This is a genomic window from Maricaulis sp., assembly GCF_034670125.1.
Taxonomy (GTDB): Bacteria; Pseudomonadota; Alphaproteobacteria; order Caulobacterales; family Maricaulaceae; genus Maricaulis.
Map to the genome: position 1 here is coordinate 245,875 of NZ_JAXMOC010000005.1, position 13,447 is coordinate 259,321.

Below are 13,447 nucleotides of genomic sequence, written 5' to 3' on the forward strand. Positions count from 1 at the left end.
GGGATGACAAGGTATTGGGGCGGCTTTACGCCTTCGGCAACAAACCCGCCCGGCGTCTCAGCGTCTGCGCAATCCCGGCATTGAGTTGCCAGTCCAGATCCGACACCACGTCCGGTATCGCGCCCCAGGCCTCCAAGAAGGTCGACCGGGCGGCGCATAATTGCTGATGCAGGGTCTGGCAGGCCAGGTCATCGGGATCGAGTCCCTCCGCCAAGGCCCAGCTCGCCGCGTCACCGGCATCCGCAATCTCGCCAAACCCGCGCCCGATCAGGACAATCGCCAGCAAGGCGTCATGCGTGCCCAGATCGCCATACTCGTCAAACACGGTGATGCGAAGCGGCGGCAGGGCCTCGCTGTGAACGAGGATATCAACGGCGTCGCTGTGAAGGATGGCAAAGTCGGAGGGGGCGACCTCCAGCCGCACGTCGGTCCGGGCGAGCCAGGTTGCAAGCTGGGTGATGGCGGGGTCGCTGGTCATGGCGGGGAGACTGGCATCATGGAGACGGGCGCGAAAGGCGACGCAGATTGTCCCGGTCCCTGGCTTGTTTCCTTCTCCCTTGGGAGAGGGAAGTTGTCACGGATGCGCAAGCATCAGGCCGCCATGTCTCTCCGCATGCGCCAGAAGCGCATGGCCCGGGCCGCGTCGTCGGCGGTGATACGGTCGTAGAGCTCGCCGAGTTCGCGGGCGTCGCGGAAGGCGTCTTCGGAATTCTTGTGGCGCAGCACGGCGAGGGTGACGAAAAGGGCCTTGTCGAAGCCGGCTGACTTGCAGATCAGGGCCAGCGGATCGATGCTGGCCTGCTCCAGGGCGCGCTTGGCGGCGATGTAGTCGACGCCGCTCATCTCGGCAAAGGCGACGTGGCAGCGCACATGTTGGCCCTCACGCAACAGCCGGGCCAGCAGGCCGCCATCCAGCTGCTTGCGCATGGCCATCGAGCGCACGAATTTCTCGGCTTCCTCGACCGCCTTGTCCTGTTGCATGCGGGCGGCGAGGCGGGCCTTGGAGACGGCCATCGCCTGATCGATGATGTCCGGGTCGACGCTGTCGAAACGGTCCATGATGTGCTCACGCAGGTGATTGCGCACGGTCAGCATCATGTCGGCGAGAATGTCGTTGGGTGTGTCCTCGCGCTTGACCAGCGGCGCCTGCAGGACTTCCGAGCTTTCGGCCCGTTCGGACACGGTTTCATAGGTTTGCCGCGACAGGCGGGCGCCGTCATTGGAGATCAGGGTGGCGACCGTCTCATCGTCGCCGCGGCGCACGATGGTGTCGGACAGGCGTTCGGAAACTTCCTCCCGGCTGGACATGGCCTTGAGGTGATCCTGGCCGCTTCTTTCGGCGATCGACAGCAGGTCATCCTCGGACAGGACAGAGGATTGCGACAGCATCGGGCCGGCGACCTCGATCGCGTCCTGGGCCAGTTTCAGGACCAGGCCGCGCGGTGCCAGCGATGTACCGGCGAAGCGTTTGGACAATTCCTCGCGTGCATCCACGGCGGTTTGTTCGGCGAGGGCCGAGAGGACGTCGTCGAAGCGGCCTGACACAGCGGTGTCGCGCTCCGGTGTTTCCTCGAAGAAGAGATCGGTCACCTCGCGCAACAGAGTCCGGCGCCGGTCACTCGATTTCTCGCGCGCCAGATCGACCAGGTTGTTGAGCTTGCTGATGACCGCCATGTCGGACTCCAAACGGGACTGGATTGCAGTGTGCCCGTCGCAGGTAAAAAAACCGTACGCCGGTTGGATCAAATTTTTCCGGTCGGCCGACAGGGTCGGGCTGCCCGGGCGGGGCCGGTCAATGCGGCCTGTCCGCGCTGGCCCTCAAACCCGGGATTTCACGGGCGCTGGCCGGTCGTTCGGCGGCCGCTTCGATGTGGTCGGCGAGGGCGCGCGACAGGCCGGTGACCTGGCCCGGTGCGTGGTAGGGGGTCGGGGCGGCGGACAGCAGGGCGCAGCCCGGTTGCGAGCCGGTCAGTTCGGCCCGTGTCCACACCCAGGACCGGCACTGGATGTCCGCATCACACAGTGCCGAACAGGCGTCCGGCGTCAGGTTCTCGAGCACCAGGCGCTGATAGACGGCGCCGCGCCGCGCATGGCCTTCCAGAACGTCGTCGGCAAGGGCGGGGGAGGTGGCCGCGAGGCTGGCAAGGCACCCTATCGCCAGGGCCCGCAGCGGGATCATGCCCGGGCCCGATGAAGGGCCGGGGCGCGGTCCGGGCGGGAGGGTCCGCCCAGTGTCAGGGGCCGGGCCAGATCGGCGAGGACCTGATCGGCCGGCATCGGCGCACCGACCAGATAGCCCTGGATGTGCCGGGCTCCCAGCGTGCGCAGGATGTGGATCTGGGCCTCGGTTTCGACGCCCTCGATCACACAGCCCAGATCAAGCGTTTGAGACAGGGTCAGCATGGTCCGCACGATCTTGAAGGACGAGCTGTCTTCCAGCATCTGGCTGACGAAAGACCGGTCTATCTTGAGCTTGGAGACGGGCAGTTGCTGAAGATATTGAAGCGATGAGTAGCCAACCCCGAAATCATCCAGGGCGATCGAGTGACCGGCGGCCGAGATGCGGTCGATCGCCAGGCGGGCCTGATTGAAATCGCTCATCATCGCGGTTTCTGTGATCTCGAACTCGATCCGGCTGGCGGGCAGTCCGCTGGCCCGCACGGTTTCCAGCAGGCTGTCCATCGCTTGCGGCGACATCAGGTCGTGGGCGGACAGGTTGAATGACAGGGTCAAATCGTCCGGCCAGGTCGCCATTTCGCGCAGGGCCTTGGCCAGCAATGTCTGGGTCAGGTTGCGGATCAGCCCGGCCCGCTCGGCGGCGGGTATGAAGACGTCAGGCGAGACGCTGCCGAGTTCCGGTGACTCCCACCGGGCGAGGGCTTCAAAACCGGTGATCCGCGACTTGGCCAGGTCGTATTGCGGTTGGAAATTGACGCTGAATTCGGCCTCGTGGTCGCAGCGGCGCAGCGCCTTGTCCAACTGGCTCGATGCCGTCATTTCCTGTTCCAGCGCCGCGTTGAACAGGACCGCCTTGCCCTGCAGGGCGCGTTTGGCGAAATACAGGGCGTGGTCGGCCCGTTCCATCAACTCCTGAGCGCTGACCTCGGGATCATCGCAGATCAACAGTCCGACCGATCCGGAGGCCTTGCAGGTGTATTCGCCCAGGTCATAGGGCTGCGACAGCGCCGCCTCGACCCGATGGCCCAGCTGCAGGGCGGTTTCATTGCGCGGGCAGGGCGTCGCCGCAATCAGGGCAAATTCGTCGCCGCCCAAGCGGGCGGGAATGACGGCCTCATCGGCAATGTCGCGGAGACGGTCGGCCACCGTCTTGAGCATTTCGTCGCCGGCGGCATGCCCGTAGGTATCATTGACCGGTTTGAACCCGTCGAGGTCGACCAGGCCGAGGATAAAGGGCTCGCCGTGCGTGCGAAGGCGATCAAGATGTTCGTCCAGGGCGAGGAAGAAACTGCGGCGGTTGGGCAGGCCTGTCAGCGCGTCGCACTCGGCCAGGTGACGGGCATCGCGTTCGAGCTGTTCGGCGGTTTCGCGATCACGGATCGCTTCCAGGCGGGCCTTGACGGCGTTGAGGACGGCGTTGCGGATGATCACAGCGATGGCAGCCGCTGACATCACGCCCGCAATGCCGACAGACAGGTAGTCGCCCGCCATGTGCGGCAGGTTGACCTGGACCAGATAGGCCAGTGTCGAACAACAGATGATGACGGCGATGATGATGGCTCGGCGGCGCGGTAGCAGGGTCGCGAAAATCGGCATCATCAGGACCGAGTAGACGAGGTTTTCCTGCTCGAAGGACAGCAATTGCTGCATGTTGGAATTGGCGAACAGGACCAGGCAGATCGTGCCGCCGACCCATTCCAGGTGCCGGCTGGACAGGTCTTGCCGCAAGGCCTTGTAGACAACACTGACGGTCACCAGGCCCACGACATTCATCACCAGCATCGGCCCGTCATAGACCGGGTTTGGAAAGAGCAGGCGGGTCATCAGGTCGTACAATACGAACAACAGGATCGCGATCGTCGCCCCGCGCAAAATCGGCTGATAGGCGATCACCACCTCGTCGGCGAGGGGTGCGTCGCCATCGGCCGTTCGGCTGGCGGTCGTGCTGTCGGGGCGGTGAGTCCGCATCGGGCTTCCTGATCTTTGCCTGGGTGTTGTCTAGCGATGCCGCCTTAAATCGTGGATAAACAGTCCGGTAAAATTCGAACTATTCATGATTTTCCTCAAATTTGATGTGGCAGCAGATGATTGAATTCCAACGGAGACAGGGCTAGGAGCAGGCCAGAGCGTCGGCCGCACGGACGGCGGGTCAGCGGCCTTGGGGGATCACATGAAAGCTTTTGTCGAAAGCGCGGGTTTTCGCAATTTCATCATGACGCTGATCGTGCTCAACGCGATCACGCTGGGGCTCGAGACCTACCCCTATGACGGTGTCTGGTTCACCACCTGGATGCCGCTGCTCGACCGCACCATCGTCGCCATATTCGTGGTCGAGATCGCGCTGCGGCTGATCGTCTACCGCCATCGCTTCTTCATGAATGGCTGGAACTGGTTCGACCTCGCCGTGATCATCATCTCGATCCTGCCGGCGGCGGGCGGATTTTCGGTCCTGCGGGCCCTGCGCATTGTCCGCGCCTTCCGCCTGTTCTCGGTCATGCCCGACCTGCGCAAGGTGGTCGAAGCCTTGCTGCGTGCCATTCCCGGCATGGGCGCGGTGATGGCCGTGCTGGGGCTGATGTTCTACGTCTCGGCCGTCATGGCGACGAAATTCTTCTCGGAGACCAATCCGGAACGCTTCGGCTCGCTGGGGGAAAGCGCCTTTGCCCTGTTCCAGGTCATGACGCTGGAGGGCTGGGCCACCGATGTCGCCATCCCGGTCATGGAATTCCATCCCTGGGCGTGGGTTTTCTTCCTGGTTTTCATTGTCCTGACCAGTTTTGCAGTGCTCAACCTGTTCATCGCGATCATCGTCGACAGCCTGCAGGCCAAGCATTTCGACGACGAGGAAGCGCGGGACCTGGAAGCCGATGCCGACCGCGATATCCTGCACGCCGAGATCGCTGCCATGCGGGCCCAGATCACTGATCTGACCGCCCTGGTTCAGCGCTCGGTGGGCGAGGCGCCGTCATCCAGTATCGCCGAGAAAGACGCCGACAGGTCCGAATAGAAGGCGGCCAGCCGCTCTTCCCGTTCCGACCGTGTGCGCGGCGCCGGGGCCGACAGCGGGCGGACCGGTAGGTCCTGGTGGACCCGGGTCATGAAGCGTTGCCAAATGATGGCCGGCAGACCCCCGCCGGTGACGTCGTCCATGGGGCTGTCATCATCATTGCCCACCCAGACCCCGGCTGTGTAATCAGCGGTGTAGCCGATGAACCAGGCATCGCGGAAGGATTGGCTGGTACCGGTCTTGCCGGCCGAGGCGCGGCCCGGCAGGGCGGCCCGGCGGCCGGTTCCGCTCAGCACCACATCCTGCAACATGGTCGACATCGATCGCGCCGTTTCCACCGTGGTCGCCCGTCGGGCCGGGCTGTCGGCGTGCTCGAACAGGACATCGCCACGTGAATTGGTCACCGAAGTGATGAAATACGGCTCCCGCCGCGCTCCGTCACTGGCGAAGACGGCATAGGCCGAGGTCAACTCCAGCAGGTTCACTTCCGCGGCGCCCAGCGCGATGGCCGGCAGTTCGGGCAGGGGCGAGCTGATGCCGAAGCGCTGGCCCAGCTCGACCACACGGGCAATGCCGACCTGGTCGGCCACCTGGGCCGCAACCGTGTTGATCGACCGCTTGAGCGCTTCCTGCAGGGTCACCAGACCGCGAAACCCGCCGGAGAAGTTCTGCGGCGTCCAGCCTTCCAGATCGATCGGCTCGTCCCACACCGCCGAGGAGGGGTCATAGCCGGCCTCCAGCGCTGCGGCGAAGACGAAGGGCTTGAAGGCCGAGCCGGGCTGGCGCTGGGCCTGGATGGCACGGTTGAACTGGCTGGTGGCATAGTCGCGGCCGCCGGCAAAGGCCCGGATCGCCCCGTCGGGCGCGAGCAGCACGACCGCCGCTTCACCGGCATTTTGCGTCTCGCCGTTCTCGTCCAGCACGGCCTCGATCACGTCATGGGCCGCCCGCGACAGCGTCGGGTCCAGCGTGGTGCGGATGACCAGGTCGGGCACCTCGGCGGCGACCAGGTCGGCGGCTTCGGCGAGGGCATAGTCAAAGGCATGGCCCCACATCGCCGTGGCATTGGGGTCGGAGGTATCGGCGACCGGGGCGGCGGGCAACGCGATGGCGTCATCATGGGCCGCCTGGTCGATGAAACCAGCTGCCAGCATGGCGTCGAGCACGGTCGCCGCACGGGCCTGGGCCGCGGCGAGATTGACCGTCGGGTCCAGCCGGCTGGGCGCCTTGGGCAGGGCCGCCAGAAGCGCCGCCTCGGCCAGGGTCAGCTCGGTCGCCGGCTTGTCGAAATAGCGCCGCGCTGCCGCCTCGACGCCGAAGGCCCGGGCGCCGAGATAAATACGATTGAGATAGAGCTCGAGAATCTCGGTCTTGGTCAGATGGTCTTCCAGCTGCCGCGCCAGCCGCATTTCCTGGATCTTGCGGCGCAGATGCCGGTCCGGCGTCAGGATCAGGTTCTTGACCAGTTGCATGGTGATGGTCGAGCCGCCCTGGACCGAGCGCCCGGCCTGGAAATTGACCCACAGGGCCCGCAGCACGCCGCGCAGATCGACGCCGTCATGCTCGTAAAAGCGCTGGTCCTCGATCGCCAGAAAGGCTTGCGGCACATGTGCGGGCAGGGCGTCCAGCGCCACCGCGCGGGCATACAAGGGGCCCCGCACCGCCAGCACATGGCCGTCGCGGTCCTGCAGCGTCACCGAGGGTTCGCGCCGCGTCGACCACAGCTCGGAGGCCGAGGTCGGGGCCGCCGGCAGGTCATGGAAGGCCCAGTGCCAGCCGCTGAACCCCAGCACCGTGCCCAGCAGGACAAGCCCGCCCAGCACGCCGCCAAGGATCACCCGTCGCCGCTGTTCACGTCGCTCACGTTCCATCATGTGATCCGCGCGAAACGGCTCCTGATACATGCTATAGCCACCCCTCTCGGGCTCAGTCTAAAGCCCCCCAATCGAGGCCAAATTCAGGCGTTTTTCATGTCATTGCCTTTCTGGAAGATGAAATCTCTCGGCGAGATGAGCAAATCCGAATGGGAGTCGCTGTGCGACCATTGCGGCAAATGCTGTCTGATCAAGCTGGAGGACGAGGATACCGGCCTCAACCTGGACACCGATGTCGCCTGCAAGCTGTACGACTGTGCCAAGGGCGGCTGCCGCCACTATGCCAACCGCCATACCCATGTGCCTGACTGTGTGGTGCTGACCCCGGAAAACGTCCCGACCCTGAAATGGATCCCGCAAACCTGCGCCTACCGCCTGATCGCCGAAGGCCGCGACCTCTATGACTGGCACCCGCTGAAAACCGGCGACCCCGAGAGCACCCGCAAGGCCGGCATGTCTGTGGTCGGCCGGGTGACGTCGGAGAGCCAATTCGCGGATCCGGACAGCGTCGACTGGGAAGCGCGGATTACTGAGTGGCCGGGTGAGGGGGAGGAATAGGGGCCTCTTTCCCAATTCAATTGAGTTGTCATCCCTGCCGGATGTCCGGCGCAGGCCGGACGCAGGGCAGGGACCTAGCTGTTCGAACATATAGGTCCCGGACTTGCGCCCGGCTTGCGCCGGGCATCCACCCGGGATGACAACGGGGGGTATGCGCGGTGCGCCTGATTTGACCGAGTTGGTTATCAAACTCATTTTTCCCGGGCGAAGACCCGGGACCAACCGACCGCGTTTGGAGGCGATGAGTTTCCCGTTGGTCCCGGATACCGCTGCCGCGCTTCCGGGAAAAATGTGTGAGCGGGTCACATCAGCTTGACAGCAACGTCCCTCCCACATTTGTCATCCCCGCAGGATGTCCGGCGCAGGCCGGACGCATGGCGGGGACCCATGTGCCCGCCACCAGCTGGGTCCCGGGCTTGCGCCCGGCCTGGGCCGGGCGTCCACCCGGGATGACGGTTGGGAATGGCTCCGGCCCGTCCCGATATCCCGCATTTTCACGATCGCGTTCACCACCGCGCAACCCTTGCCACACTCTGGTGTTTCAAATTCGAGCCAAAATGGTCACAAGGGCCGCCGAGCAGGGCGCGCCTCCAATCGTCCATTGCCTTCAAAACCAGTGACATTCCCCCCGGCGGGGGCGGACGGCGGGGATAAACCCGTCGCTATCCCCGTACTCGTCCCGAAGAACCCGTGACCGTCCAGACGGTTGCGGGTTTTTTCGTGGCAGATATCCGACCGGTCGCGGCGTCGGCCTATTGTTCGGCATGACCGGAATTCCCCAGACAAAACCGAAAGACGACGTGGCCTGGTGCCCCTATCTGCTGCTTTCGCAGAGCGGGGCGACCGGGCCGGAACTGGCCCAAATGTGCGGTCTGTCCAAATCCACCGTGAACCGGAATTTGCGCCGGCTGCGCGCCTACGACGCGGAGGCCCTGGCCGAGCTTCAAGAGCGGGCCATCGAGCGCCGCAAGGATGAGGCCGTGATCGAATTCCTGATCGGCGACCCCGGCAAGGCGACGCGCATCGCCAATGCCCTGGCGGCGCTTTGCAAGCTCGATCGCGCCAAGCCGGGTACCCCCGCAACACCCAAACCAACCGACGAAGAGGACGCGATCGATGACGCCGCCCGACAAGCTCGCGACGATGCTTTCCTTCGTCGATACATTCTGGACGCTGACGATGCGCGAACGGGAGAGGGCGTGGCACAAGGAGGCGAAGCCGCCGGCCCGCGACGCGATCCGTACCGACTTCCGCTACCGCGCGACGGGCCCGCAACTGCCGCCGCCGGGTGAGTGGCTGACCTGGCTGTTTCTGGGTGGTCGTGGCGCCGGCAAGACCCGCGCCGGGGCTGAGTGGGTGCGTCACCGGGCCCTGCGCACCGTCAGCCGTATCGCCCTGGTGGGGCCGACTTTCAACGATGTCCGTGAAGTGATGATCGAGGGGCCTTCGGGCCTGAAACATCTGGGCAGTCCGATGGAGCGACCGCGCTACGAGTCCAGTCGCCGACGCCTGGTCTTTCCATCCGGCAGCCAGGCCTATGCCTTTTCCGCCGAGGATGCGGACGGGCTGCGCGGACCGCAGTTTGATTTCGCCTGGGGTGATGAATTCGCCGCCTGGCCGGACCCGCAACGCGTGCTCGACACGCTGCGCATGGGGGTGAGGCTGGGCAATTTCCCGCAAATCCTGCTGACCACCACGCCGCGCCCGGTCCCGGCCTTGAAAGCCATGGTGAAAGCCTGGGACCCGCGCGGGCCGATCCGGGTGACCCACCAGCCCACCGCCGCCAATGCCGCCAATCTGGCGCCCGGCTTTGTCGAGGCGCTGAACGCCGCCTATGGCGGCTCGATGCTGGGGCGGCAGGAGGTGGAGGGCCTTCTTGTCGATGATCCCGATGGCGCCCTGTGGACGCGGTCGCAGATCGAGGCGGCACGTCTGGCGACGGGGGCCATGCCAGAGCTCGATCGCATCGTCGTCGCGCTCGACCCGCCCGCCACGGGCGGTCCACGCTCGGACGAATGCGGGATCGTGGTGGCCGGCGCACGCGGCGAAGGCCCGGCGCGGTTCGCCGTGGTGCTGGCGGATCTGTCCTTTGGCCCGGCTCTGCCGGCCGACTGGGCCGCCAGGGCGGCCTCTGCCTTTGATGATTACAGCGCCGACGCCCTCATCGCCGAAGCCAATCAGGGCGGCGAGATGGTGCGCGCCGTCCTGCAAGCCGCCGCGCCCGGACTGCCCGTGCGCCTGGTCCATGCCAGCCGCGGCAAGCGGGCAAGGGCCGAACCGGTGGCCGCCCTCTACGCCGCCGGGCGGGTCTGCCATGCGCGACCTTTCCCGGCGCTGGAAGACCAGATGTGCGCCTTTGGAGCGCCCGACGGCCCCAAATCCAGCCCCGACCGTGTCGACGCGCTGGTCTGGGCGATCAGTGATCTCGTTCTGGGCCGGCCGGGCGCGCCGCGTTTGCGGCGGCTTTAGTCCGAGACCCATCCACCTCAAACCAAAAGGAGGCTGCCATGCCCCACTGGCTCGACCGGCTGTTTGGCCGGGAGGAGAAATCGGCTTTGTCCAGCCGTCTGATTGCCCTGACGGCGGGAACGCGGTCGGCCTGGTCGCCGCGCGCACTGCCGGCAATGATGCAGGCCGGTTATGCCCGCAATGCCATTGTCCATCGCTGTGTCCGGCTGACGGCCGAGGCGGCGGCTTCGGTGCCGTTTACAGCTTCCGACGCGGCGATCCGCCAGCTGCTGGACATGCCCAATCCGGACCAGTCCGGGCCGGAGCTGTGGGAAAGTCTCTATGGTTATCTACAGCTGGCGGGAAATGTCTATCTCGAGCTCTCCAGCCTGGCCGATGAACCGCGGGCGCTCCATCTCTTGCGCCCGGATCGCATGCGGGTGCTGGCCGGGCCGACCGGTTGGCCAGACGGGTGGGAGTATGCCGCAGCGGGCCGGAAGCGTCGCTTCCAGCGCGATCGCGTGTCGGGACGCAGCCCGGTTTTCCACATCCGCCTCTTTCATCCTGGCGATGATCATTATGGCCTGTCACCGCTGGAAGCCGTGGGCCGGGCGCTGGATCTGCACACCGCCGGATCCGACTGGGCCCGGGCGCTGCTGGACAATGCGGCGCGCCCCTCCGGTGCGCTGGTCTTCAAGGGCGCCGAGGGACAGCTTTCACCGGACCAGTTTGAACGCCTCAAGGCCGAGCTGGAAGCCAGCCATACCGGTGCCGCCAATGCCGGACGTCCGCTGCTGCTGGAAGGCGGGCTGGACTGGACACCGATGGCGCTGAGCCCGGCCGAGATGGACTTCACCACCGCCCGCCGCGAAGCCGCCCGCGAGATCGCGCTGGGGCTGGGCGTGCCGCCGCTCCTTTTGGGCCTGCCCGGCGACAATACCCACGCCAACTACGCCGAGGCCAATGCCGCCTTCATCCGCCAGACCGTCCGCCCGCTGGTGATGAAAATGGCCCGTGCGCTGAGCGTCTGGCTGCGGCCCTGGTCTGCGCCGGATCTGGAAATCCGTCCCGACTTCACCGCGCTCGAGGAGAGCCGGGAGGCGGATCATGCGTGAGATCGACAACTGGACGGTCCAGAAACAGGTCACCCTCGGCCTGATCTTCGCCATCGCCCTGCAAACCTCCGGCGCCCTGATCTGGTCCGGCCGCGTCGGCGAGCGCCTCGACCAGCTCGAACATGTCAGCGACCGCGCCAGCCCGCTGGCGGAGCGGCTGGCGAGGCTGGAAGCCGAGATGCGCCTGGCACGCGAGAGCCTGGTGCGGATCGAACGGCGGATGGAGGAGTGAGAGGGCGCCTTCACCCCAACCTTGTCATCCCCGCGGGATGTCCGGCGAAGGCCGGACGCAGGGCGGGGACCTATGTGTTCGAACATCTAGGTCCCTGACTTGCGCCCGGCCTTCGCCGGGCGTCCATCAGGGATGACAAGGGCTTGATTTTCGTAACTTTTTCCAAACCCCGCACCCCCAACAAGGACACCCCCCCCATGACCGACACCCTCGTCATCGAGGGTCATGCGAGCCTGTTCGGGCTGGCTGACCTCTCGGGCGATGTGGTGGCGCGTGGCGCCTTTGCCGCTTCGCTCGCCACCCGCCGCACCATTCCGATGCTGTTCCAGCACGACCCGTCCGAGCCGGTCGGTGTGTGGACCTCGATCACCGAGGACGCGCGCGGCCTGCTTGTGCGCGGCGAGATCCTGACCTCCGGGGCGCGTGGCCGGGCCACAGCGGCGCTGGTCCGGCGCGGCGCGGTGGACGGGCTTTCCATCGGTTTTCGCACCCGCGCCGCCACGCCGCGCGAGGCGCGTGGCCGGGTGCTGACCGCGATCGATCTCTGGGAGGTCTCCATCGTGACCTTCCCCATGCTGCCCCAGGCGCGCCTGCGTCTTGTGGCCCCGGCGCGCGACCGCGTCGCCGCCTGACTTTCCACCCTTTGACAACTCCCACCCTTTTCCAACCCCAGGAGATTTATGTGAGCAAGGAAACCAAGATGACCGCCGCGACCGGTGACAGCCGTGCGGTGATGGGCGAGCTGCTGGCCGCCTTCGAGCACTTCAAACAGGCCAATGACCAGCGTCTCGCCGAGATCGAGACCCGGGCCGCTGCCGACGTGCTGCTGGAAGACAAGGTCGCGCGGATCGACAAGGCCCTCGACAGCCAGAAATCCGCCCTCGACCGTCTGGTCCATGAAGCGGGGCGTCCGGGTCTCGCTCCGGGTGCCGACAGGTCGGCGGCCTCGATGGGCTTTGCCGCCTATATGCGCAGCGGTCAGCTGGCCGAGGGCAAGTCCGCGACGGCTGGCACGCCCGGCGAAGGCGGTCATGTCGTGCCGGCCGAAACCGAGGCCCGGATCGACCGGCTGTTGGCCGAGGCCTCACCCATTCGCGGCATTGCCACGGTCCGCCAGACCGCCTCCGGCACGTTCCGCAAGCCGGTCTCGCGCGGCGGTGCAGCGACGGGCTGGGTGTCCGAGACGGCAGCGCGCCCGGAAACCGATGCGCCCAGTCTCGAGCTGATCGAATTTCCCGCCGCCGAGCTCTACGCCATGCCGGCCGCGACCCAGCAATTGCTCGATGATGCCATGGTCGATGTCGAGGACTGGCTGGCGGAAGAGGTCCGCGATGTCTTCGCCGCTCAGGAAAGCGCGGCCTTTGTCTCCGGCGACGGGATTAACAAGCCGCGTGGCCTGCTGGACTACACCGCCGTCGCCGAGGGCACCCAGGCCTGGGGCGAGCTGGGCTATGTCGCTACCGGCACGGCCGGCGGCTTTGACGCAACCGATCCCGCCGACGCGCTGATCGACCTCATCTACGCACCCAAGACCGCCTATCGCGCCAAGGGCCGTTTCGTGATGAACCGCCAAACCGTCTCCGCCGTGCGCCGCTTCAAGGATGCCGACGGTAATTATCTCTGGCAGCCGGCGCTGGGCGAGGGCGCGACCTCGACCCTGCTCGGCTACCCGGTCACCGAGGCCGAGGACATGCCCGATATCGGCACTGACAGCGCCTCGATTGCCTTCGGCGACTTCGCCCGCGGCTATCTGGTGCTCGACCGCCAGGGCGTCGAAGTCCTGCGCGACCCGTTCAGCGCCAAACCCTATGTCCTCTTCTACACCACCAAACGCGTCGGCGGCGGGGTGCAGGACTTCGAGGCGATCAAGCTGCTGAAGTTTGGTGTGAGCTGAGGCCGGGAACCTGTTTGTCATCAAGTCAGTTGTGACGTTTGTCGATTCGCGTCTCTGACGCGTGCGTTTGCGATGACGAGGATTTTTCTGGCGAGGGCTGTGAGGGCGACGCGCTTGGGTTTTCCTGCGTCGACGAGGCGG

The 13,447-nt window shown here is 65.9% G+C and carries 13 protein-coding genes and 1 pseudogene; 8 read left to right on the forward strand and 6 right to left on the reverse strand.

Annotated elements, in window-relative coordinates; translation table 11 throughout:
• Positions 1 to 25 precede the first annotated feature (25 nt).
• The 4 genes from VOI18_RS11635 to VOI18_RS11650 form a co-directional block, all read right to left on the reverse strand.
• Entirely contained in the window at positions 26 to 478 is a 453-nt protein-coding gene (locus tag VOI18_RS11635; RefSeq protein ID WP_323762585.1) for a hypothetical protein, read from the reverse strand.
• 113 nt (positions 479 to 591) lie between these two features.
• Entirely contained in the window at positions 592 to 1,674 is a 1,083-nt protein-coding gene (locus tag VOI18_RS11640; RefSeq protein ID WP_323762586.1) for a DUF2336 domain-containing protein, read from the reverse strand.
• A 118-nt stretch (positions 1,675 to 1,792) separates the two neighbouring features.
• Positions 1,793 to 2,179 carry a PAN domain-containing protein gene (locus VOI18_RS11645; protein WP_323762587.1) on the reverse strand — a complete coding sequence of 129 codons (387 nt, stop codon included), beginning with the start codon at positions 2,177 to 2,179 and terminating at the stop codon, positions 1,793 to 1,795.
• Entirely contained in the window at positions 2,176 to 4,146 is a 1,971-nt protein-coding gene (locus VOI18_RS11650) for a putative bifunctional diguanylate cyclase/phosphodiesterase (RefSeq protein WP_323762588.1), read from the reverse strand. The genes VOI18_RS11645 and VOI18_RS11650 overlap by 4 nt, the downstream gene beginning before the upstream one ends.
• 202 nt (positions 4,147 to 4,348) lie before the next feature.
• Between VOI18_RS11650 and VOI18_RS11655 the strand changes: the two genes are divergently transcribed.
• Positions 4,349 to 5,185, forward strand: a complete 837-nt coding sequence (locus tag VOI18_RS11655) for an ion transporter (RefSeq protein WP_323762589.1) — start codon at positions 4,349 to 4,351, stop codon at positions 5,183 to 5,185.
• On the opposite strand, the gene VOI18_RS11660 is transcribed toward VOI18_RS11655, so the two are convergent.
• Positions 5,119 to 7,056: a PBP1A family penicillin-binding protein gene (locus VOI18_RS11660; RefSeq protein ID WP_323762590.1), complete on the reverse strand. Its 1,938-nt coding sequence runs from the start codon at positions 7,054 to 7,056 to the stop codon at positions 5,119 to 5,121. The genes VOI18_RS11655 and VOI18_RS11660 overlap by 67 nt on opposite strands.
• Before the next feature lie 99 nt (positions 7,057 to 7,155).
• Here VOI18_RS11660 and VOI18_RS11665 point away from each other — a divergent pair, with 99 nt between their 5' ends.
• From VOI18_RS11665 to VOI18_RS11695, 7 genes are all read left to right on the forward strand, one after another.
• Positions 7,156 to 7,617, forward strand: coding sequence for a YcgN family cysteine cluster protein (locus VOI18_RS11665; RefSeq protein ID WP_323762591.1), 462 nt, complete (start codon positions 7,156 to 7,158; stop codon positions 7,615 to 7,617).
• A gap of 764 nt (positions 7,618 to 8,381) precedes the next feature.
• The gene (locus tag VOI18_RS11670; RefSeq protein WP_323762592.1) at positions 8,382 to 8,909 is read left to right on the forward strand and encodes a winged helix-turn-helix domain-containing protein; all 528 of its coding nucleotides are present in this window, start codon (positions 8,382 to 8,384) and stop codon (positions 8,907 to 8,909) included.
• Positions 8,797 to 10,086, forward strand: coding sequence for a DNA-packaging protein (locus VOI18_RS11675; RefSeq protein WP_323762593.1), 1,290 nt, complete (start codon positions 8,797 to 8,799; stop codon positions 10,084 to 10,086). Before VOI18_RS11670 ends, VOI18_RS11675 begins: the two co-directional genes overlap by 113 nt.
• A 38-nt stretch (positions 10,087 to 10,124) precedes the next feature.
• Positions 10,125 to 11,180, forward strand: a complete 1,056-nt coding sequence (locus VOI18_RS11680) for a phage portal protein (protein WP_323762594.1) — start codon at positions 10,125 to 10,127, stop codon at positions 11,178 to 11,180.
• Positions 11,173 to 11,412: a hypothetical protein gene (locus VOI18_RS11685; RefSeq protein WP_323762595.1), complete on the forward strand. Its 240-nt coding sequence runs from the start codon at positions 11,173 to 11,175 to the stop codon at positions 11,410 to 11,412. Before VOI18_RS11680 ends, VOI18_RS11685 begins: the two co-directional genes overlap by 8 nt.
• 197 nt (positions 11,413 to 11,609) lie before the next feature.
• Positions 11,610 to 12,044 (forward strand): HK97 family phage prohead protease, encoded by a 435-nt coding sequence (locus tag VOI18_RS11690; RefSeq protein ID WP_323762596.1) that lies wholly within the window; start codon positions 11,610 to 11,612, stop codon positions 12,042 to 12,044.
• A gap of 50 nt (positions 12,045 to 12,094) precedes the next feature.
• Entirely contained in the window at positions 12,095 to 13,306 is a 1,212-nt protein-coding gene (locus VOI18_RS11695) for a phage major capsid protein (RefSeq protein ID WP_323762597.1), read from the forward strand.
• Positions 13,307 to 13,326: 20 nt separating this feature from the next.
• Here VOI18_RS11695 and VOI18_RS15065 read toward each other — a convergent pair.
• Positions 13,327 to 13,447, reverse strand: a pseudogene (locus tag VOI18_RS15065) (IS110 family transposase); the annotation flags it as partial.